Annotated in this window: 21 protein-coding genes; 18 read left to right on the forward strand and 3 right to left on the reverse strand. The window is 70.5% G+C overall.

From position 1 onward, the window contains the following. The first annotated feature begins 59 nt into the window (after positions 1-59). The 3 genes from prfA to EAE32_RS12150 all read left to right on the forward strand — a co-directional run bounded on the left by prfA (position 60) and on the right by EAE32_RS12150 (position 3,180). Positions 60-1,169 (forward strand): peptide chain release factor 1, encoded by a 1,110-nt coding sequence (prfA, locus tag EAE32_RS05745; RefSeq protein WP_121845754.1) that lies wholly within the window; start codon positions 60-62, stop codon positions 1,167-1,169. 4 nt (positions 1,170-1,173) lie between these two features. Further along, entirely contained in the window at positions 1,174-2,040 is an 867-nt protein-coding gene (prmC, locus tag EAE32_RS05750) for a peptide chain release factor N(5)-glutamine methyltransferase (protein WP_121864434.1), read from the forward strand. Positions 2,041-2,211: 171 nt separating this feature from the next. Further along, positions 2,212-3,180: an L-threonylcarbamoyladenylate synthase gene (locus EAE32_RS12150; protein ID WP_121864435.1), complete on the forward strand. Its 969-nt coding sequence runs from the start codon at positions 2,212-2,214 to the stop codon at positions 3,178-3,180. A 168-nt stretch (positions 3,181-3,348) separates the two neighbouring features. On the opposite strand, the gene EAE32_RS05760 is transcribed toward EAE32_RS12150, so the two are convergent. Next, positions 3,349-4,317: an NAD-dependent epimerase/dehydratase family protein gene (locus EAE32_RS05760; protein ID WP_121864436.1), complete on the reverse strand. Its 969-nt coding sequence runs from the start codon at positions 4,315-4,317 to the stop codon at positions 3,349-3,351. Positions 4,318-4,546: 229 nt separating this feature from the next. Here EAE32_RS05760 and EAE32_RS05765 point away from each other — a divergent pair, with 229 nt between their 5' ends. The 15 genes from EAE32_RS05765 to murA all read left to right on the forward strand — a co-directional run bounded on the left by EAE32_RS05765 (position 4,547) and on the right by murA (position 19,046). After that, positions 4,547-5,479: a glycosyltransferase family protein gene (locus tag EAE32_RS05765; RefSeq protein ID WP_121864437.1), complete on the forward strand. Its 933-nt coding sequence runs from the start codon at positions 4,547-4,549 to the stop codon at positions 5,477-5,479. After that, positions 5,466-6,326 (forward strand): glycosyltransferase, encoded by an 861-nt coding sequence (locus EAE32_RS05770; protein ID WP_121845759.1) that lies wholly within the window; start codon positions 5,466-5,468, stop codon positions 6,324-6,326. Before EAE32_RS05765 ends, EAE32_RS05770 begins: the two co-directional genes overlap by 14 nt. Before the next feature lie 29 nt (positions 6,327-6,355). Then, positions 6,356-8,395 (forward strand): polysaccharide biosynthesis protein, encoded by a 2,040-nt coding sequence (locus EAE32_RS05775; protein WP_243635598.1) that lies wholly within the window; start codon positions 6,356-6,358, stop codon positions 8,393-8,395. Continuing rightward, positions 8,392-9,507, forward strand: a complete 1,116-nt coding sequence (locus tag EAE32_RS05780; protein ID WP_243635599.1) for an MraY family glycosyltransferase — start codon at positions 8,392-8,394, stop codon at positions 9,505-9,507. Before EAE32_RS05775 ends, EAE32_RS05780 begins: the two co-directional genes overlap by 4 nt. A 56-nt stretch (positions 9,508-9,563) precedes the next feature. Beyond that, a complete protein-coding gene (locus EAE32_RS05785; RefSeq protein WP_121846188.1) occupies positions 9,564-10,136 on the forward strand; it encodes a hypothetical protein in 573 nt (190 codons plus the stop codon). Continuing rightward, on the forward strand, positions 10,133-10,486 hold the full coding sequence (locus EAE32_RS05790) for an AtpZ/AtpI family protein (protein WP_240625146.1): 354 nt from the start codon (positions 10,133-10,135) through the stop codon (positions 10,484-10,486). Before EAE32_RS05785 ends, EAE32_RS05790 begins: the two co-directional genes overlap by 4 nt. 52 nt (positions 10,487-10,538) lie before the next feature. Continuing rightward, positions 10,539-11,330 carry a F0F1 ATP synthase subunit A gene (atpB, locus tag EAE32_RS05795; protein ID WP_121846187.1) on the forward strand — a complete coding sequence of 264 codons (792 nt, stop codon included), beginning with the start codon at positions 10,539-10,541 and terminating at the stop codon, positions 11,328-11,330. A gap of 113 nt (positions 11,331-11,443) precedes the next feature. After that, positions 11,444-11,647 carry an ATP synthase F0 subunit C gene (gene atpE, locus EAE32_RS05800; RefSeq protein WP_012398047.1) on the forward strand — a complete coding sequence of 68 codons (204 nt, stop codon included), beginning with the start codon at positions 11,444-11,446 and terminating at the stop codon, positions 11,645-11,647. A 48-nt stretch (positions 11,648-11,695) separates the two neighbouring features. Then, positions 11,696-12,247 (forward strand): F0F1 ATP synthase subunit B, encoded by a 552-nt coding sequence (locus EAE32_RS05805; protein ID WP_121846186.1) that lies wholly within the window; start codon positions 11,696-11,698, stop codon positions 12,245-12,247. Continuing rightward, the gene (locus EAE32_RS05810; RefSeq protein WP_121846185.1) at positions 12,247-13,059 is read left to right on the forward strand and encodes a F0F1 ATP synthase subunit delta; all 813 of its coding nucleotides are present in this window, start codon (positions 12,247-12,249) and stop codon (positions 13,057-13,059) included. The genes EAE32_RS05805 and EAE32_RS05810 overlap by 1 nt, the downstream gene beginning before the upstream one ends. Positions 13,060-13,197: 138 nt before the next feature. Continuing rightward, positions 13,198-14,856: a F0F1 ATP synthase subunit alpha gene (gene atpA, locus EAE32_RS05815; protein ID WP_424321736.1), complete on the forward strand. Its 1,659-nt coding sequence runs from the start codon at positions 13,198-13,200 to the stop codon at positions 14,854-14,856. A 57-nt stretch (positions 14,857-14,913) separates the two neighbouring features. Beyond that, on the forward strand, positions 14,914-15,825 hold the full coding sequence (locus EAE32_RS05820; protein WP_121864438.1) for a F0F1 ATP synthase subunit gamma: 912 nt from the start codon (positions 14,914-14,916) through the stop codon (positions 15,823-15,825). Between the two features lie 40 nt (positions 15,826-15,865). Next, a complete protein-coding gene (gene atpD, locus EAE32_RS05825) occupies positions 15,866-17,332 on the forward strand; it encodes a F0F1 ATP synthase subunit beta (RefSeq protein WP_121846182.1) in 1,467 nt (488 codons plus the stop codon). 3 nt (positions 17,333-17,335) lie between these two features. Continuing rightward, a complete protein-coding gene (locus EAE32_RS05830) occupies positions 17,336-17,614 on the forward strand; it encodes a F0F1 ATP synthase subunit epsilon (RefSeq protein WP_121846181.1) in 279 nt (92 codons plus the stop codon). Positions 17,615-17,762: 148 nt separating this feature from the next. After that, positions 17,763-19,046, forward strand: coding sequence for a UDP-N-acetylglucosamine 1-carboxyvinyltransferase (murA, locus tag EAE32_RS05835; protein ID WP_121864439.1), 1,284 nt, complete (start codon positions 17,763-17,765; stop codon positions 19,044-19,046). A 209-nt stretch (positions 19,047-19,255) separates the two neighbouring features. Here murA and EAE32_RS05840 read toward each other — a convergent pair whose 3' ends face one another. Continuing rightward, positions 19,256-19,459, reverse strand: coding sequence for a cold-shock protein (locus EAE32_RS05840; RefSeq protein ID WP_110919707.1), 204 nt, complete (start codon positions 19,457-19,459; stop codon positions 19,256-19,258). Between the two features lie 298 nt (positions 19,460-19,757). Beyond that, positions 19,758-20,453, reverse strand: coding sequence for an endonuclease NucS (gene nucS / locus EAE32_RS05845; protein ID WP_121846179.1), 696 nt, complete (start codon positions 20,451-20,453; stop codon positions 19,758-19,760). Between the last annotated feature and the right edge of the window lie 93 nt (positions 20,454-20,546).

The following is a 20,546-nucleotide window of genomic DNA, read 5'->3' on the forward strand; positions in this document are numbered from 1 at the left end:
GGCTCGCGGGCGCCGCCCGGCGCCGCAGCACGTCCACCCGTCGAGAAGGAGAGCATCCCATGTCCGATCCCGTTCAGCCGCTGCTGGACGAGCACGCCCAGCTGCAGCGCGAACTGGCGGACCCCGCCGTGCACGCGGACGCGGGGCGGGCCCGGAAGCTGGGGCGGCGCTACTCGGAACTCAACGGCATCGTGGAGGCGCACCGCCGGGTGGAGCGGCTCTCCGAGGACCTCGAGGCGGCGCGCGAGCTCGGGAGCATGGACCCCGAGCTCGCGGCCGAGGTCGCGCCCCTCGAGGAGGAGCTCGGCACGGCCCGGGAGGCCCTGCGCCGCAAGCTCGTGCCGCGTGACCCGGACGACGGCCGCAACGTGATCCTCGAGGTCAAGGCCGGGGAGGGCGGGGACGAGTCCGCGCTGTTCGCGGGAGACCTGCTGCGCATGTACATGCGCTTCGCCGAGCAGTCCGGGCTCAAGACCGAGATCCTCTCCTCGACCCCCACCGAGCTGGGCGGCTACAAGGACGTCCAGCTCGCGGTCAAGGGCAGCTCCACGGATCCGTCCGAGGGTGCGTGGGCCCGGTTCAAGTACGAGGGCGGGGTGCACCGCGTCCAGCGCGTGCCCGTGACCGAGTCCCAGGGCCGGGTGCACACCTCAGCTGCGGGTGTCCTCGTGTTCCCCGAGGTGGACGAGCCGGACGAGATCGACATCAGCCAGAACGACCTCAAGATCGACGTCTACCGCTCCTCGGGCCCCGGGGGCCAGTCCGTGAACACCACGGACTCGGCGGTGCGCATCACCCACGTGCCCACGGGCATCGTCGTCTCCATGCAGAACGAGAAGTCGCAGCTGCAGAACCGTGAGGCCGCGATGCGCGTGCTGCGCGCCCGGCTGCTCGCGCACCAGCAGGAGCAGATCGACGCCGAGAACGCCGCGGCCCGCAAGTCCCAGGTGCGCACCGTGGACCGTTCCGAGCGGATCCGCACGTACAACTTCCCGGAGAACCGGATCGCGGACCACCGCACGGGCTACAAGGCCTACAACCTGGACCACGTGCTGGACGGCGCGCTGGAACCGGTCATCGCCTCCGCGGTGGAGCTCGACGAGCGGCACCGGCTGGAGCAGCTGGGCCAGGACTCCGCGGCGCAGGGGTCCGCGGGCCGGAAGAGCTGATCCCGTGCCGGACACGCTCGCCCAGGCCCTCGCGTGGGGCCGCGCCGAGCTGGCCCGCGCGGGTGTGGGCTCCCCGGACGCCGACGCCGCCCTGCTCGCCGCCCACGTGCTGGGCCTCTCCCGCGGGGACACCGAGGCCCGGGCCATCCTGGGCGCACCGGAGCCCACCGGGTACCGGGACCTCGTGCGGCGGCGGGCCGGGCGTGAGCCGTTGCAGCACATCACCGGCACGGCGCCGTTCCGCCAGCTCGACCTCGCGGTGGGCCCGGGTGTCTTCGTGCCGCGGCCGGAGACGGAGCTGCTCGTGCAGCTCGCCCTGGACCACGCCCACGCGTGGCGCGAAGCGGGGGAGCTGCACCCCGCCGTGATCGACCTGGGGACGGGGAGCGGTGCGATCGCGCTGGCCGTGGCCACCGAGGACCCCGCGTGCCGGGTCACGGCCGTGGAACGCGAACCCGCCGCTCTGGAGTGGACCCGGCGCAACCTGGCGGGCACCGCCGTACGGCTGCTGGAGTGCGACTACCGGGACGTGACCCCGGAGGCGGCAGGCCGTTTCCGCGTGGTCGTGACCAATCCGCCGTACGTTCCGGACCGCGAGATCCCCGAGGATCCCGAGGTGCGCGACTACGATCCGCCCACTGCCCTGTACGGCGGGGACGGTGCGGGGATGCGCCTGCCGTGCGCCGCCATGGACACGGCGCTGCGCGTGCTGCGCCCGGGTGGATCGTTCATCATGGAGCACGCGGAGTCCCAGGTCCATCTGGTGGCGCACGCGCTGGCGGAGCGGGGTTTCCGGGACGTCGAGCTGCACCACGACCTCACCGGCCGGCCACGCGCCACCACGGCCGTGCTGGCCGGGACCCGCACCTGAGCCCGCGGGCCGCGACCCACCCGCCTCCCCGCGGGTCGGGTCGGGAGAGGCAGTGCTGCGGGCGCGCGGCCACCGGACCGGGCGGTCCTACGACTGCTGGTGCGCCACCGACGGGCCCTGAACCGGGCCGGCGCACCACGACGACAGACGAGACGAGCAGAGGAGAGACCCGTGAGCGACATCGTGTCCTGCGGCACCGAACAGGAACTGGAGACCGCCGTGGCCGAGGCCGCGCGGGTCGTGGCGGACGGCGAGTGCATCGTGCTGCCCACGGACACCGTGTACGGGATCGGCTGCGACGCCTTCTCGGCCCCCGGCGTCCAGGGGCTCCTGGCCGCCAAGGGCCGCACGCGGGAGATGCCACCCCCCGTGCTGATCTCCCGTCCCGAGGTCATGGCCGGTCTCGCGGACCAGGTCTCCGACGACGCCCGCGCCCTCGCGGACGCCTTCTGGCCTGGAGCGCTCACCCTCGTGTGCTGGGCGCAGCCCTCGCTCGGGTGGGACCTCGGGGAGACCCACGGCACCGTGGCCCTGCGCGCCCCGGACGACGCCGTGACCCGCGCCGTCCTCGAACGCGTGGGCCCCATGGCGGTCTCCTCCGCCAACCGCACGGGCCTGCCCGCCGCGCGCACGGCCCACGCCGCCCGGGAGATGCTGCAGGATCGGGTGGGCCTCTACCTGGACGACGGCGCCCGGCCGACCACGGCCCTGCCCGACGACGTGCGGGACGCCGCCTCCACGATCGTGGACTGCACGGGGGAGACCCCGGTGGTGCTGCGCCACGGCGCCATCTCCCTGCACCGGCTGCGGGAGGTGGTCCCCACGGTGCACGGCGGTGCGGACGACGCCGCGCCGGCACCGGAGCCGGACCCCGCACCGGAGCCGGACCCCGCTGCGGACCAGGTTTCCGCGGTGGATCGGGCCGGGACCGCGGCCCCGTCCACGCCGGGGGACGCGGTGTCCGACGACGAGGTCATCGCCTCGATGGTCCGCGACGCCTCCGCGCCCCCCGCGGGGGACGTGGACCAGGCGCGCGACCGTTCCCGGCACGCCGAACCCCGCTGGGAGGGCACGAGCGCCCTGAGCATGGCGGACGCCCGGCGCCTCGTCGGCGGGGACACCCCCGCGGACCGCGGCTGAGGCACCGCCCCTCGTGCCGTGCCGCGCCGACCCCCAGGGACGCCAGCGCGCGGCCCGGCGGTGCGGCCACGGGACGGTCGGACGAGAACGGGCCCACTCCCGGGCGCAACGCGTGGAGCGCTGCGGGACCCGGGGTGGGCCCGTCGTCGTCGTTCTGGGTGGGGACGCTCAGCGACCGAGCGCGAGGTGCGCCTGGCGGAGCACCTCCTGGACGTGGGGCTCGGGCAGGATGCCGTTCTCGTGGGCCCAGCCCGGGACCTGGCGCTGACCGAACCAGGTGACCTCGAGGCGTCGGATCAGCCCCGCCCAGCGGTGTCCTGCCACGCTCGACGCGAAGCGCGCGGAGGCGAGCGCCGCGCGGCAGAACCACGCGGGAAGGGACAGCGGTTCGCGGCGCCCCGCGTCGCGCAGGACGGAGGCCGTGGTGGCGCCCTCCCACGGCTGCAGGATCACGGGCGGCAGGGGGCGGGGGAACTCGCCCACGGCCACGGTGAACTGGGCCAGCGCCGTCACGGACGTCACCGGGGTGGGGGAGGAACCGTCGCCGGCCACCGAGCTCAGGGGCGAGGACGCGAAGCGCGCGAGCATCCGCGTGGTGCGCCGCTCGCTGCCCATCACCGAGGTGGCGCGGATGACCGCGATCTCGGGGGCGCTGTCCTCGGTGCGCCAGTCGGAGTGCAGGCGGTAGAGGGCCGACTCGCCCAGGGCCTTGGAGAAGGAGTACGGGGAGAACGGCTCGGTGCGGATGGACTCGTCCAGCACGGGAGCGTCCGCCTGCACGGACGCGGAGCTCATGTGGATGACCCGGCGCACGCCCGTGCGGTGCGCGGCCAGGGCCACGAGCACGGGCAGCAGGGCGTTGGCCCCGGTGAGGGACTGCTGGTGGGTCTGGTCCGGGGCGGCGAGCCCGGCGGCGTTGACCACGGTGTGGGCTCCGGCAAAGGACTCCGCGAGGTAGTCGATCACGGACTCCAGCCGCTCGGCGTGCTCCACGAGGTGGTGGACGGTGGTGGCCTGCGAGGCCAGCCGGGGCGAGGCCACCGGGGTGACCGGGATGTCCCGGGACTGCAGGGCCGTGGTGATGGCGGAACCGATGAAACCCGTGGCGCCGAGAACGCGCCAGCTGTGAACCGTCACTGTGTGTCTCCTCCCGTGGTGGTGGCTCCATCGTACGGTAGCGCCCCGGCCCGGGGCCGGGGTGGTCCGGCGGCCCGTGACCGGTGCACGGGTGCCCGGTGTCCCCTCCCAGTGTCCCCCGAGGGGTCGTTGATAGACTCCGGGAGTTCACCGGCCGAGCGGTCCCCCGGGACCGTTGCGGCGCGGCGGCAACCATCACCGGCACATCACCAGTCGTCTCGGGAGCGTCATGACGGAAACCAGTTCGAGGGCCACCGACCGCTCCGGGGCCGCTGTGGGAGTTGCCTGCGTCACGCAGGACCGTCCCGGGGACGTGGACACCCTGATCGACGCCCTGCGCTCCCAGACGGATCCGGTCGCCAGTCTGAGCCTCGTGGACGCGGGGCGCGCCCCGCTGGACGAGGAGCGGCTGCGCGAGCGAATCGGCGGCGCCTTCGAGCTGCACTACCGCCGCTCGGTGGCCAACCTGGGCGGCGCGGGCGGTTTCGCGCTGGCCATCCTCACGGCGCTGTCCACCGGGGCGAAGCAGGTGTGGCTCATGGACGACGACGCCCACCCCGAGGACCCGGACTGCCTGCGGGTGCTCCGCGCCGCCGCCGAGCAGCGGGGGCTCGCGGTGGTGTCCCCCCTGATCGTGGCCCCCCAGGACCACGAGCTGCTGGCCTTCCCGTTCCGGCTCGAGGGCGGGATCACCCACCGCCGTGCCGACCTCGTGCTCCTGGGGTTCCTGGACTCCTACGCCAACTTCTTCAACGGTGCACTCGTGGACGAGTCCGTGTTCTTCACCGTGGGCCTGCCGGACCTCAAGCTGTTCCTGCGCGGGGACGAGGTGGACTTCCTGGTGCGGCTGCGCAGGAGCGGGCTGCCCTTCGGCACCGTGACCACCACGGCCGTGTCCCACCCCCCGGGGTGGGAGGAGGAGCACGTGGTCGTCCCCGGCAGGCTGCAGGTGCTCATCCCCCCGGGGGACTTCAAGCAGCGCCACTTCTTCCGCAACCGCGGCTACGTCTCCTGGCACTACAAGCGCGTGGTCCAGCTGGGCGCGGACGCGATCGGCTATCCCGCGCACTACCTCAAGAACCGGGACATCGCGGGGCTTCTCCGCTGGGCGCGGCTCTACACGGACGGCATGCGCGGGCGGGGTTTCGGTGGGCCTCGCTGAGCCGCTGGACCCCCGGTCCTTCCCGGTGCCGTTCTCGGTGCTGATGCCCGTCTACCGTGCGGACACGCCCGAGCGGATCCGGCGCGCGGTGGAGTCCAACACGGTGGAGCAGACCCGGCCGCCGGCCGAGGTGCTGATCGTCCGTGACGGCCCCGTGCCGGCGCCCGTGCAGGCGGAGCTGGACCGGCTCGCCTCGGAGTCCCCGGTGCCCGTGCGCCTGCTCGAACTGCCCGGGAACCGCGGTCTGGCGCACGCGCTGCGGCTGGCGCTGCCCGAGTGCGAGCACGACGTCGTGGCGCGGGCGGACGCGGACGACGTCGCCTACCCCCGGCGCTTCGAGACGCAGCTGCCGGTCGTCGAGGACGGTGCGGACGTCGTCGGGGCCTCCATGCACGAGATCGGCGACGACGAGACGAGCCCCGTGGCCCTGCGCTCAGCCCCTGTGGGCGCCGAGCGGATCGCCGCGGTGAGCCGCCGCCGCAACCCGCTGTCCCACCCCACCGTGGTGCTGCGCCGCAGCGCGGTGGACGCCGTGGGCGGCTACGAGGACGTGCCCATGGCCGAGGACTACTGGCTGTGGGCCCGGCTGCTGCACGCCGGCGCGGACGTCCGCAACGTCGCCGAGCCGCTCGTGGGCTACCGGATCTCCGCAGGCTCGTACGAGCGCCGCGGCGGCTACCGCGTGCTGCGCGCCGAGCTCGGCCTGCAGGCCCGGTTGCGGGAGCTGGGCCACGTGGGGTTCCTACAATGGGTCACGAACGTCATGGTGCGCGGTGGCTACCGGTTCGTGCCCCTGCGGGTGCGCGAGACGGCGTACCGGCTCATGGTGGGCCGCCGCAACGGCTGATCCGCGCACCCCGAAAGGACTTCCCACCCATGGTCAACCCCGTCACCCCCACACCCCGAGCGGACAAGCCGGTCGCGTGGCTGTGGATCCAGATGATCCTGGACTCCGTCGCCTGGATCGTGGCGCTGTGGGTGGCCGTGCTGCTGCGCTTCGAGCTGCACATCGAGCTCGTCTCGGTGGGCGGGGTGGTGCTCGCGTGCCTCGTGGCGGTGGTGCTGCAGCTGCTCGTGGGCTTCTCGTTCGCCCTCTACAAGGGGCGCTACTCGTTCGGCAGCTTCGACGAGGCCAAGCTGCTGGTGGTCGTCACGGTCATCGTCACCCTGCTGCTCGAGGGCGTGCTGCTCGTCCTCGGCGTCTCCCTGCGGATACCGCGCTCGCTGGGGTTCATCGCGTTCCCGTTCGCGTGCCTGCTCATGGCGGCGTTCCGCTACCTCAAGCGCATGTACCAGGAGTCCACGGCCAAGCCCGGTGACCAGGCGCAGCACGTGGTGGTCTTCGGTGCGGGGGCGCTGGGCACGTTCCTGGTGCACCGCATGATGCAGGACCCGGCCTCCGGGTTCCTCCCGGTGGCCCTGCTGGACGACGACCCCGCGAAGAAGCACCTGCGGATCTCCTCCGTCCAGGTGATGGGCACCCTGCACGACGCCGCCTCCGTCCTGGAGCACACGCGTGCCGGGGTGCTCATCGTCGCCATCTCTGACCCGGACCCCCGCACGATGCGCCGCGTCTCTGACGCCGTGGAGGGCACGGGGACCCGTGTGATGACGGTGCCGCCGCTCAGCGAGATGCTGACCGGCGCCCACCAGAGCATGGACCTGCGGGACATCTCCATGGAGGACCTCATCGGCCGGCGTCCCGTGGACATCCACGTGGAGGCGATCGCGGGGTACGTCACGGGCAAGCGGGTGCTGGTCACCGGCGCCGGCGGCTCCATCGGCTCGGAGCTGTGCCGCCAGCTCGTGGGCTTCGAGCCCGCCGAGCTGATCATGGTGGACCGGGACGAGACCGGGCTGCAGACCACCCAGATCTCCATCACGGGCCGCGGCCTGCTGGACGGCAACGACACCGTGCTGTGCGACATCCGGGACGCGGAGTCCGTCACCACGGTGTTCGAGCAGCGCCGCCCGCAGGTGGTGTTCCACGCCGCCGCGCTGAAGCACGTGTCCCTGCTGGAGCAGTACCCGGACGAGGCGTGGAAGACCAATGTGATGGGCTCGCTCAACGTGCTCAGCGCCGCCGCCGCAGTGGACGTGGACGTCTTCGTGAACATCTCCACGGACAAGGCCGCGAACCCCACCACGGCGCTGGGCCACTCCAAGCGCGTGGCGGAGAAGCTCACCGCATGGACGGGGGACCGCACGGGCAAGCGCTACGCGTCGGTGCGCTTCGGCAACGTCTTCGGCTCGCGCGGGTCCATGCTCCCGCTGTTCGCGGAGCAGATCCGGCAGGGCGGGCCCATCACGGTCACGCACCCGGAGGCCACCCGGTACTTCATGACCATCCCGGAGGCGTGCCAGCTCGTGATCCAGGCCGGGGCCATCGCCCGCGGGGGAGAGGTGCTCATCCTGGACATGGGCCAGCCCGTGCGGATCATGGACATCGCCCAGCGGCTGCGCTCGATGTCCGGGCGGGAGGACATCCGCATCGAGATCACGGGGCTGCGCCACGGCGAGAAGCTGCACGAGGACCTCATCGGCGCGGGAGAGACCGACGAGCGGCCGTTCCACCCGAAGATCTCCCACGCCAGGGCGGAACGGCTGGACCCCGCGAACCTGGACCGGCACGTGTGGAAGGTCCGCGGCGGAATGCTGTTCACCGGCTCCATCCCCACGGTGGCGGCGAGCACCCAGCCGAAGATCACGGACTTCTCCACCCCCCGCGCAGCGGAGTGCGGAAGCGCCTCCTCCCACCGCGCCCAGCACAGCGGCAGCACGACCACGGGCGCACGGACCACGGGTGCCCCGACCACGGGTGTCCAGGCTTCGTGCGCCCAGGGCTCGGACGCACCGGGCACCGGCGCCCGGGACTCGAACGGCTCCGTGCCGACCACCCCGGGGAGGGACTCGTGAGCGCGGTGCAGGCACTGTCCTCGGCGGTGGTCTCCGGCCCCGCACTCGTCCACGGCCCCGCGAGCCGGACGGACGGCGAGGCGCTGTCCACGCTGCTGCACCTGGCCCCCTGGACCCTGCTGCTCGCGTTCGTCCTCTCGGCCGTTCTCCCGTTCGCGGTCCGGCCGTGGCTCACGCGGTGGGGAGTCGTGGACATCCCCACGGAGCGCTCCTCCCACTCCCGTCCCGTGCTGCGCGGCATGGGTCTCGCGGTCGCGCTGTCCCTGCTGGCGACCTATGCCGCGGCCCTGCTGCTGGGCCTGATCCCCGTGGACCGCTCGATCGCGCTCGTGGTGCTCGCCATGATGGCGGGCAGTGCCGGCCTGGGGTGGGCCGAGGACTACCGCGGCATCTCGATCGGCGTGCGGCTCGCGGTGCAGGCGCTCATCGGGGCACTCGGCACCGCGGCACTGGTCGTCGCACTGGGAATCCCCGCGTGGTGGTGGCCCGTGGGGGTCGCCGCCACGGTCGCGTACATCAACATCGCCAACTTCATGGACGGCATCAACGGCATCTCGGGTCTCCACGGGGGAGCCGTGGGCCTGCTCTACGCGTGGGCCGGTGGCGTGAACGACATGCCCTGGCTCGTGTGCGCCGGTCTCGCGCTCGCCGGTGCGTTCCTCGGGTTCCTGCCGTGGAACCTGGGCCACGGCACGGTCTTCCTGGGCGACGTCGGCTCCTACGTCCTGGGCGGGTCGATCGCCGCCACCGCGATCGGCGCCTTCCTCTCGGGCGTGTACGTGGAGTACCTGCTGCCCCCGCTGCTCATCTACCTCGCGGACACCGCCGTGACCCTGGTGCTGCGCATCCGCCGCGGCGAGGTCTGGTACAAGCCGCACCGCCAGCACGCCTACCAGCGCCTCACGGACGTGGGCCTGTCCCACGTGCAGTCCGCACTGCTGGTCACCGCCGCCACGGTCCTCGTCAGTGTGATCTCGCTCTACGGACTGCGCGCCAACGGCACCGGCTCCGCCCTCGCGGGCCTCGCCGTGGTGCTCGTGGTCGTGGTGTACCTGATCCTGCCCGTGCTGCTCGCACGGCTCACCGGCCGCTCCCGGGGCACGGCCTCGTGAGACGGGGGGACCACGCGGCCCGCCCGGTTGCCGGGCCCCTCCCGGGGAACGCGGTCGTGCCGCCGGACGACGACGCCGCCCACGGGCTTCCCCACGCGGCGTCGGCCCCGGGGGCGGTTGACGCCGCGCCCGCCCCCGGGGCGGACACGGGACCGGCCGGGGGATACGGCAGGGGAGTGCGCTCCACGGCCGCTGCCGCGCTGCTCGCGGGCGCGGCCATGACGGGGGTGGCCTACCTCGTGGAGTGCGGAGATCCCGTCCGCTCGGCCCTGTTCGGTGTGGGCCTCGTGGCGCTCAGCTCCGCGGCCACCGCGCTCGTCTCCGCCCAGATGTTCCGCGGCGCGCCCGCGGCCACGGCGCCGGCGCTCGCGGCGCTGTACCTTCTCAAGGTGCTGGCGCTGGGATGGCTCCTGCTGGTGCCCGGCCCGCCGGACTGGCTCGTGCCGGGAGCCTTCGTCACCGGCGCCCTCGTGGCGCTGGTGGCCGCCACCGCGGTGTCCGCGGTCCTCGCCCGGCGGGTCTCGAACCGGCAGGCCCGCCTGCGTCCCGCACCGCCAGGACATGCCGAGCTCTCGGGTGTGCGTGACCAGGAGCAGCCGCCCCACCCCCGCCCGGAGGAGAGCGCATGACCCCGTCCCAGGACCCCGCCGACCGCGGAGCCGCACGCGGCCCGAGGCGTCTGGGGGAGAAGTACCGCGACGCCGCCCGCCAGGACACCCTCCACACCGCCGGGGAGCTCGTGGAACGGGGAGGACTGGCCGGAGGACTCGCCGTGCTGCTGTATGTCGTGGTCGGTGCGGCGTTTTGGAGTTTGATAGGCTGGCTCCTGGATCACCTGCTGGGAACACGGTGGATAGTGATCGCGGGAGCTGTGTTCGGAGCGTCCGCCGGGGTGTACCTCGGCTACCTGCACATGAGGGACGCACTGAACCGCAGCCACACCCCCGCAGACCCCGTCGGAGACAAGGATGTCGTCTGATCTGGGCCACCGCCCAGTGTGACCGGTCTGGATACCGCAGAAAGGACCCGTATTGAACCCCGCCCTGAGGATTCCGGCCGAATTCGTGGCCCCTTCCACGGAAGACATGCATCTTCCCCCGTTGTTCGAGGTGGGTTCCTTCGCCTTCGGTAAGCAGACCCTGCTGATCCTCCTCTCCGTGGTGCTGATCGCCGGGTTCTTCATGTTCGTGATCCGCCGCCGGGCCATGGTGCCCTCCAAGGGCCAGTTCCTGGGCGAGATGGGCTACGGCTTCGTCCGCAACCACCTGGGCCGCGACATCATCGGCGAGAAGGACTTCCGCCCGTTCGTGCCCCTGCTGTTCACCTTCTTCTTCTTCCTGCTGGTGAACAACCTCTTCGGGTCCATCCCGGTCCTGCAGCTGCCCACGTTCTCGCACCCGGGCTCGGCCTACATCCTGGCCGCCATCGCGTACGTCGTGTGGGTTGCGGTGGGCATCAGGCGCCACGGCCTCGGGCAGTTCATGGTCAAGATGACCATGCCCCCGAACGTCCCCAAGATCCTCTACGTGATCCTGATCCCCCTCGAGTTCCTCTCGAACCTGATCATCCGCCCCGTCACCCACGCGCTGCGTGTGTTCGCCACCATGTTCGCCGGCCACATGGCCATCATGGTCGCGGCCGCTCTCACGGCGTTCCTCGCCACCGAGGTGGGCGGCGTCCTGGGCGTCGGGGGATCCGTGTTCGGCATCGTCCTGGGACTCTTCATCTACTTCCTGGAGGTCCTCATCCAGGTCCTCCAGGCCTACATCTTCACCCTGCTGTTCGCCGTGTACGTTCAGGGCGCACTGCAGGAGGGGCACTAGCCCCACGAAGGAGCGTCGCCCTCGGGCCGCTCAGACTGACCATCGCCCGCTTACGATTCCCGTAACGGCACCACGGCCCGCACCCGCGGGCACCCAGAAAGGAAATATCCACAATGGAAGGTTCGCTTAGCGTCATCGGCTACGGTCTCGCTGCCATCGGCGGTGGCATCGGTGTGGGTCTCATCTTCGCTGCGTACATGCAGTCCGTGGCCCGCCAGCCCGAATCCCAGCGTGTCCTGCAGCCCATGCTGTTCATGGGCTTCGCCGTGGTCGAGGCCCTCGCCATCCTGGGCCTGGTTCTCGCGTTCATCAAGTAGGGCAAGGCCCATCGGACAAGCCCTAACTAGAGAACAGGAATCGCGCTCATGAACGCAATGGTGTTGGCAGCTGAGGGGTCGCAGAACCCCCTGATCCCCGACGTCTGGGAAATGCTGATCACCGGCATCGGGTTCGTGATTCTGCTCTTCATCGCGATCAAGTTCATCGTCCCGGCGTTCGAGAAGGTCTTCGCGGACCGCGCGAACGCCATCGAGGGTGGACTTGCCAAGGCCAGGGCCGCGCAGGCCGAGGCCAAGGCGGCTCGCGACGAGTACAACCAGCAGCTCGAAAGCGCCCGGCTCGAGGCCCAGAAGATCCGTGAGGAAGCCCGTTCCGAGGGCGAGAAGATCCTCGCGGACTTCAAGGACCGCGCCAACATGGAGTCGGCCCGGATCACCGAGAACGCCCACAAGGCCATCGAGGCCGAGCGTGCGGCGGCCGTGGTGTCCCTGCGCGACGAGGTCGGGACCCTGGCCACCCAGCTCGCGTCCAAGATCGTCGGGGAGTCCCTCGACGACGACGCCCGCGCCAACCGCGTGGTCGACCGGTTCCTCGCGGACCTGGACGCCGAGCAAGGTCGCACGGGAGCTGCACGGTAATGGCAGAAGCATCGAACGAACCCTTCCGTCCGCTCACCGTGGACGTGGACCGCTGGGCACAGTCCGCGAGCACCGGGACCTCTCGACAGCTGTTCGAGATCCTGGACATCGTGGACGGCAACGGTGCCCTGCGCCGTGCGCTCACGGATCCCTCCCGAGCCGCTGACGACCGAGCCCGCCTGGTGCACACGCTGTTCGACGGCCGCGCTGACGCGGTGGCCGTGGAGATCGCCGCCGCCCTCGCCTCCCAGCGCAGCGCCACCGAGCGCCAGCTGGGGGACGAGATGGAGCACCTCGCGGTGATGCTCACCGCGGCGGCGGCCGAGAACCGGGGCGGAGGACACGCCCTCGAGTCGCTCGTGGACGAGCTCATCCGCTTCAGGTCCATGCTGGACCGCTCCGCCGAGGTGCAGCGGGCCTTCTCGGACCCCCGTGCGGGCGCCGAGGCCAAGATCACGCTGGCGCGGCGCCTCATGACCCCCGGGTCCGAGGAGTCCGCACTGCTGGTCGAGCGTGCGGTCAGCGAACCGCGCGGTGCGTTGCCCGGTCGGCTGCTGGAGCGGTTCGCCCAGTGGGTCGCGGACCGGCAGCAGCGCTGGATCGCGCGGGTGGAGACGGCGCGTCCGCTCGGCGAGGATCAGCTCGCCAGGCTGCGCGACGGTCTCAACCGGCTGTACGGCCGGGACCTGAAGCTGACCACGGAGGTCAACCCGGCCCTCGTGGGCGGACTGCGCGTGCAGGTGGGCGAGGAGATCATCGACGGCTCGGTCACGCACCGGCTGAACCAGCTGCAACAGCGGATCGGGGCCTGATCCTCTCGTGGAGCGAGGATCGCGGGGAGTCGGTCGGTGCCGGCATCTCGTCGCGTTGCCTCCACGGGCCGCTCGAGCGGCTGCACGGCGATGGGGCAACGCATCGCGACAAGAACAAGCATGGTCATTGCTCACGCGATGATCACACGACGTAGAGAGCAGGGACAGCAGATGGCCGATGTGACCATCAATGCCGATGAAGTCCGTAGCGCGCTGAACGATTTCGCGGCGTCCTACGATCCCGGCAACGTGGAACGAGTAGAAGTAGGACGCGTGTCGTCCGCGGCGGACGGCATCGCCCATGTGGAGGGTCTGCCCTCCGTCATGGCCAACGAGTTGCTCAAGTTCGAGAACGGGGTTCTGGGCCTGGCCCTGAACCTCGACACCCGCGACATCGGTGTCGTGGTGCTGGGCGAGTTCCAGGGCATCGAGGAGGGCCAGGAGGTCCACCGCACCGGTGAGGTGCTCTCGGTCCCCGTGGGCGAGGGCTACCTGGGCCGCGTGGTGGATCCGCTGGGCGAGCCCCTGGACGACCTCGGCCCCATCGCCACCGAGGGACGCCGCGAGCTGGAGCTGCAGGCTCCGGGCGTGACCATGCGCAAGTCCGTGCACGAGCCGCTGCAGACCGGCATCAAGGCCATCGACGCCATGATCCCGATCGGCCGTGGCCAGCGTCAGCTGATCATCGGCGACCGCCAGACGGGCAAGACGGCCATCGCCGTGGACGCGATCCTGAACCAGCGCTCCAACTGGGAGTCCGGTGACGTGGACAAGCAGGTGCGCTGCATCTACGTGGCCATCGGTCAGAAGGCGTCCACCATCGCGGCCGTCCGCCAGACCCTGGAGGACAACGGTGCCCTGGACTACACCACGATCGTGGCGGCCCCGGCCTCCGAGTCCGCGGGCCTGAAGTACCTGGCCCCCTACGCCGGCTCGGCCATCGGCCAGCACTGGATGTACGGCGGCAAGCACGTCCTGATCGTGTTCGACGACCTCTCCAAGCAGGCCGAGGCGTACCGCGCCGTGTCCCTGCTGCTGCGCCGCCCGCCGGGACGCGAGGCGTACCCCGGTGACGTGTTCTACCTGCACTCCCGTCTGCTCGAGCGCTGCGCCAAGCTCTCGGACGAGCTGGGTGCCGGTTCCATGACGGGTCTGCCGATCATCGAGACGAAGGCGAACGACGTCTCGGCGTTCATCCCCACCAACGTCATCTCCATCACCGACGGTCAGATCTTCCTGCAGTCGGACCTCTTCAATGCCAACCAGCGCCCCGCCGTGGACGTGGGCATCTCGGTGTCCCGCGTGGGCGGTGCCGCGCAGGTCAAGGCCATGAAGAAGGTCTCCGGCACGCTGAAGCTGGACCTGGCGTCCTACCGCTCCATGCAGGCGTTCGCGATGTTCGCCTCGGACCTGGATGCGGCCTCGCGCCAGCAGCTGACCCGCGGTGAGCGTCTCATGGAGCTGCTCAAGCAGCCCCAGTACACGCCGTACCCCGTGGCGGACCAGGTGGTCTCCATCTGGGCCGGCACCACCGGCCAGCTCGACGACGTCGAGGTGGCGAACGTGGCGGACTTCGAGCGTGCGCTGCTGGACCAGGTGCGCCGGACCACGAACGTCATGGACTCGATCAACTCCACGGGCAAGCTCGAGGGCGACGCCGTGGACGCGCTCAAGACAGCCGTGGCCGAGGTCAAGCGCGACTTCCACGGGTCGAAGCACGGCATCGAGGCCGGTGCCGAGACGCACGAGCCCATGGGCGCGACCGCTGTGAACCAGGAAACGATCGTCAAGAAGTAGCCGTCGAGGTGGTGCGCCGGGACCCGGCGCACCACTGCGGTGCCGAAAGGAAATTTCATGGGAGCGCAGATTCGGGTCTACCGACAGAAGATCGCGTCCACCTCGTCGATGAAGAAGATCTTCAAGGCGATGGAGATGATCGCGACCTCGCGCATCAACAAGTCCCGTCAGCGTCTCGAGGGTGCGTACCCGTACGCCAACGCGCTCACCCGCGCGGCCTCCCAGCTTGCCACGCAGCACAGCATCTCCCATCCCCTGACCACGGTCCCGGACGAGGTGCGGCGCTCCGCCGTCATGGTCTTCACGTCCGACCGCGGTCTCGCCGGGTCCTACTCCTCCAACGTGCTCAAGCGCACGGAGGAGCTGCTGGAGCTGCTGCGTTCCCAGGGCAAGGAAGTTCGCATCTACCTGGTGGGCCGCAAGGCCAAGGCGTACTTCGACTTCCGGCACCGCGACTACGACGACTTCTGGACGGGCGACACGGACAGTGCCAGCACCGAGCGCGCCAAGGAGCTCACGGGACGTCTGATGCACGACATCGACGCCCCGTACGAGGACAACGGCGTGGATGAGGTCCTGCTCGTCTACACGCAGTTCAACTCCATGGTGAGCCAGGAGCCGCGCGTGCTGCGCCTGCTGCCGGTGGAGGTCGCGGATGCGAACGCCCTCGGAGACGACATGGCGGAGCACCACGAGGACCTGCAGGAGACCAGCAGCAACTTCGAGTTCGAACCGAGCCCCGAAGAGGTCTTCAACGAGATCCTGCCCAGGTACGTGCGGGCCCGGGTCTACTCGGCGCTGTGCCACGCGGCGTCGAGCGAGCTGGCCTCCCGCCAGCGGGCCATGAAGGCCGCCGGTGACAACGCCACGGAGCTCATCAAGAAGTACACGCGTCTGATGAACAACGCCCGTCAGGCCGAGATCACCACCGAGTTGACCGAAATCGTCAGTGGCGCCGAGGCCCTCTAGGCCCGCGCTCCCCATTGCCAGCCGAAACGAAGTGAGAGAAATGACTGCCACTATCAACGACCAGGCCGCCCAGCCGGTCTCGGGCGCGGGCGTGGGCCGCGTTGCCCGAGTGATCGGACCCGTGGTCGACGTCGAGTTCCCCGAGAACCAGGTTCCGAACCTGTACAACGCTCTGACCGCGGACTACGACTTCAACGGCAAGCCCCGCCGCATCACGTTCGAGACCGCTCAGCACCTCGGCAGCAACGTCGTGCGTGCCATCTCGCTGCAGCAGACCGACGGTCTGGTGCGCGGGACCCCGGTGCAGGACACCGGAGCTCCCATCTCCGTGCCCGTGGGCGACGTGGTCAAGGGCCACATCTTCAACGTCCTGGGCGATGCCCTGGACATGCCCACCGACGAGCTGGACATCCAGGAGCGCTGGCCCATCCACCGCAAGGCACCGTCCTTCGCGGAGCTCGAGGGCAGCACCGAGATGATGGAAACAGGCATCAAGTCCATCGACCTGCTGACCCCTTACATCAAGGGCGGCAAGATCGGGCTCTTCGGCGGCGCGGGCGTGGGCAAGACCGTGCTGATCCAGGAGATGATCACCCGTGTGGCCCGCAACTTCGGCGGCACCTCGGTTTTCGCCGGGGTGGGCGAGCGCACCCGTGAGGGCAACGACCTGTGGGTCGAGATGGAGGAGGCGGGCGTTCTCAAGGACACCGCCCTCGTGTTCGGCCAGATGGACGAGCCGCCCGGAACGCGGCTGCGCGTGGCCCTCACCGGTCTGACCATGGCGGAGTACTTCCGCGACGTGCAGAACCAGGACGTGCTGCTGTTCATCGACAACATCTTCCGGTTCACCCAGGCCGGTTCCGAGGTGTCCACGCTGCTGGGCCGCATCCCCTCCGCCGTGGGCTACCAGCCCACCCTGGCGGACGAGATGGGCGTGCTGCAGGAGCGCATCACCTCCACCCGCGGCCACTCCATCACGTCCATGCAGGCCATCTACGTGCCCGCCGACGACTACACGGACCCGGCCCCGGCCACCACGTTCGCGCACCTGGACGCCACCACGGAGCTCTCGCGTGAGATCGCGTCCCGCGGCCTGTACCCCGCCATCGACCCGCTGTCCTCCACGTCCCGCATCCTGGACCCGCAGTACGTGGGCCAGACGCACTACGACGTGGCCACGCGTGTGAAGTCGATCCTGCAGGAGAACAAGGAGCTGCAGGACATCATCGCGATCCTGGGTGTGGAGGAGCTCTCCGAGGAGCAGAAGGTCGTGGTGTCCCGCGCCCGCCGCATCGAGCAGTTCCTGTCCCAGAACACCTACACCGCCAAGCAGTTCACCGGTGTGGAGGGCTCCACGGTTCCCCTGGAGGAGACCATCGAGGCCTTCGGCAAGATCTGCGACGGCGAGCTGGACAACGTGCCGGAGCAGGCGTTCTACAATGTGGGCGGTCTGGACGACGTCATGCGCCGCTGGGACGAGATCAAGGCCGAGACGGGCGAGAAGTAAGCCATGGCCGAGCTCATCGTGGAAATCGTCGCCCTGGATCGCAAGATCTGGGCCGGTGCCGCGCGTCTCGTGCGCGTGCGCACCACCGAGGGCGACATCGGCATCATGGCCGGGCACGAGTCCATGGCGGGGCTGCTCAAGCCCGGGGAGTTCGCGATCGACCGCGTGGACGGTGACCGTCTGCGGGGCACGATCGACGCCGGTCTGGTCTCCGTGAACGACAACCGCGTCACCGTGGTCGCGGACAGCGTCTCCCTGGACGAGCAGGCACCGAGCGCCTGACTCGCATCCGCACCGGTCACCGTCGACCCTCGTGCCCTGAACGGGCGCGGGGGTCGACGGCGTTCGGGCACCATCCGTTCCGCCCGTACGTCTGGCACACGGGCCGCGGGCCGTCCGTCACGGGCCTGCCCGCGCAGGAGGAGGAATCGTGGAAGAGAAGATCGAAGTGCACGGGCCCACGGCCGTCAACGGGCGCCTGCCGGTGTTCGGCGCCAAGAACAGCGTGCTCAAGCTCATGGCCGCCGCGCTGCTGGCTCCCGGACGTTCGACGATCACGAACGTTCCGGAGATCCACGACGTGACGGTCATGGCCGAGCTGCTGCGTCGGCTCGGGTGCGACGTGACCTACCGGGCCGCGGAGCACGAGGTGGCCATCGACGTGCCCGAGGTCCTCGGGCACCAGGCCGACTACGACCTCGTGCGGGCCATGCGCGCCTCGATCTCCGTCCTGGGCCCCCTCATGGCCCGCTGCCACCGGGCGGAGGTGGCGCTGCCCGGGGGAGACGCCATCGGCACCCGCGGACTGGACATGCACCGCGCGGGTCTCGAGGCCATGGGTGCGCAGCTCGGCATCGAGCGGGGTTTCCTGCGTGCGGAGGCCGTGGGCGGTCTCACGGGCGCCACCTACCGCCTGGGATACCCGTCGGTGGGGGCCACGGAGAACCTCATGACCGCCGCGACCACGGCCAGCGGGGTCACCGTGCTGGAGAACGTGGCGCGGGAGCCCGAGATCGTGGATATCGGCGAGATGCTGCGCGCCATGGGTGCGCAGATCGAGGGGCTGGGGTCCACCACCCTCACGATCACGGGGGTGCCGCGGCTGCATCCGGTGACCCACCGCACCGTCCCGGACCGCATCGTGGCCGGCACCTGGGCCTTTGCCGCCGGCGTCACCGGGGGGCGCGTGGAGATCGAGGGCGCGCAGCCGGAGCACATGGGCGTGGTCCTGGACAAGCTGCGGGCGTCCGGGTGCGAGATCGACACCTCCGGGGGGCGTTTCGTGGTGCAGGGTCCGCCACGGCCCCGCGCCATCAACGTGTCCACTCTGCCGTACCCGGGATTTCCCACGGACCTGCAGCCGTTCGTGGTGGCGCTCAACGCGGTGGCCGAGGGCTCGGGAATCGTCACGGAGAACGTCTTCGAGGCGCGGTGGGGCTTCACCGCTGAGCTCGAGCGGCTGGGGGCCCGGGTGCACCTGGACGGCCACCACGCGCGCGTGGACGGTGTGCCGGCGCGCGAGCTCTCCGGAGCACCCGTGGAGGCCATGGACATCCGCGCGGGCGCGGCGCTGGTGATTGCGGGCATGGCGGCCGAGGGCATCACGGAGGTGTCCGGCATCGGGCACATCGACCGGGGCTATGAGCACTTCGTGGAGCACCTCGCCGGGGCGGGCGTGCGCGTGCAGCGCCGCATGGCGGGCAGCCAGGCCTGATCCACCTCCGAGGTCCGGGGGTTCCTGGATTCTTCGTGTCTCGTGCCGTGGTGCCCCGGGGAGGTGTGGCGTGCCGCTGCGGGGTGCCCTGGCGCGGACGGAATCGGGTCCCGAGAGGGCAGAGACGTGCCGGGCTCCGTGGACGGCCGAGCAGCAGGAAGCCCCCGTCACCTCACGAGGTGACGGGGGCTTTCGTCCGAGGGGGACTGTCAGAGGACGGTCACGCCGGTGGCCTGGGGGCCCTTCTGGCCCTGACCGATCTCGAACTCGACGCGCTGGTTCTCTTCGAGGGTGCGGAAGCCGCCCGACTGGATTTCGCTGTAGTGCACGAAGACGTCGCCATCAGCGTCGTCCGGCGTGATGAAGCCGAAGCCCTTTTCTGCGTTGAACCACTTAACGGTGCCCTGAGCCATAGTGGGGCATCTCCTTCTGGAGTATGTAGTGCGTGCACATGGATGTGCACCTGAACCGGTACCGCGAGAAGGCTGTGGATGCGGCTCACGAAGTGTTGTGCCACAGCGCCAGTCAGAACTTCACGCTCGCTACCATTCCTGCGAGCATGTCAAACATGATGCGAGAACACCATAAGCATCACACAATGACGCGCACCGGTCAACAGTCATCAGACGGCTTATCACCGGTGTCGCCCATGCCGCCCGGGCCGTCCTCGGGGTGCGGCATGGCCCGGCAGCCCGCGGGGGACTGCGTGTTTCAGAACAACCGGGACTGGGTGTCCACGTTGCCGCGCATCTCGTCGTAGTCCAGGCTCAGGCACTCGATGCCCCGGTCGCGGGCGAGGGTGCGGGCCTGGGGCTTGATCTGCTGCGCGGCGAACACACCCCGCACGGGACGCAGGAGAGGATCGCGGTTGAGCAGCTCGAGGTAGCGCGTGAGCTGCTCCACCCCGTCGATGTCGCCGCGCCGCTTGAGCTCCACGGCCACCGTGGCGCCGTCCGCGTCCCGCGCGAGGATGTCCACGGGACCGATGGTGGTGGGGTACTCCCGCCGCACCAGGGAGAAGCCCTCTCCCAGCAGAGTGATCTGCTCGGCGAGCAGCCGTTGCAGATCGGCCTCCACGCCGTCCTTGACGAGGCCCGGATCGCTGCCGAGGTCGTGGTGGAGCTGACTGTGCACGGTCATGATGTGGATCACCAGACGGTCGTCGGACTTGCCCGCCTGGACCTCCCACACCTCGCTCACACCGTCCGCGGACTCCTCCCCGGAGGGGGTGCGCACGTGCATGGTGGCCGGCGGGCTCATCCAGTTCAGGGGCTTGTAGGAGCCGCCGTCCGAGTGGATCAGCACGGAGCCGTCCGCCTTGAGCATGATGAGGCGGCGTGCCAGGGGGAGGTGGGCGTTGAGGCGCCCCTCGTACCGGACCGAACAGTCTGCAATCACTAAACGCACCGGGTCAGCCTATCGGCCCGGGCGCGCCCTTCGCGTCCGCGGCCCCGGTCGGAGGGTCTGGTGCAACGGAACCGGGCCGTGCGGCGTCGTCGG

It is taken from the genome of Kocuria tytonicola (assembly GCF_003687175.1).
Taxonomy (GTDB): domain Bacteria; phylum Actinomycetota; class Actinomycetes; order Actinomycetales; family Micrococcaceae; genus Kocuria; species Kocuria tytonicola.

Bases quoted from the DNA above. Each gene is read 5' to 3' on its own strand.
- atpD (WP_121846182.1), top strand. From the start codon at position 15,866: ATGACTGCCACTATCAACGACCAGGCCGCCCAGCCGGTCTCGGGCGCG.
- EAE32_RS05765 (WP_121864437.1), top strand. From the start codon at position 4,547: ATGACGGAAACCAGTTCGAGGGCCACCGACCGCTCCGGGGCCGCTGTG.
- EAE32_RS05790 (WP_240625146.1), top strand. From the start codon at position 10,133: ATGACCCCGTCCCAGGACCCCGCCGACCGCGGAGCCGCACGCGGCCCG.
- EAE32_RS05830 (WP_121846181.1), top strand. From the start codon at position 17,336: ATGGCCGAGCTCATCGTGGAAATCGTCGCCCTGGATCGCAAGATCTGG.
- prfA (WP_121845754.1), top strand. From the start codon at position 60: ATGTCCGATCCCGTTCAGCCGCTGCTGGACGAGCACGCCCAGCTGCAG.
- EAE32_RS05805 (WP_121846186.1), top strand. From the start codon at position 11,696: ATGAACGCAATGGTGTTGGCAGCTGAGGGGTCGCAGAACCCCCTGATC.
- atpA (WP_424321736.1), top strand. From the start codon at position 13,198: ATGATCACACGACGTAGAGAGCAGGGACAGCAGATGGCCGATGTGACC.
- EAE32_RS05840 (WP_110919707.1), bottom strand. From the start codon at position 19,459: ATGGCTCAGGGCACCGTTAAGTGGTTCAACGCAGAAAAGGGCTTCGGC.
- atpE (WP_012398047.1), top strand. From the start codon at position 11,444: ATGGAAGGTTCGCTTAGCGTCATCGGCTACGGTCTCGCTGCCATCGGC.
- EAE32_RS05810 (WP_121846185.1), top strand. From the start codon at position 12,247: ATGGCAGAAGCATCGAACGAACCCTTCCGTCCGCTCACCGTGGACGTG.
- EAE32_RS05820 (WP_121864438.1), top strand. From the start codon at position 14,914: ATGGGAGCGCAGATTCGGGTCTACCGACAGAAGATCGCGTCCACCTCG.
- EAE32_RS05775 (WP_243635598.1), top strand. From the start codon at position 6,356: ATGGTCAACCCCGTCACCCCCACACCCCGAGCGGACAAGCCGGTCGCG.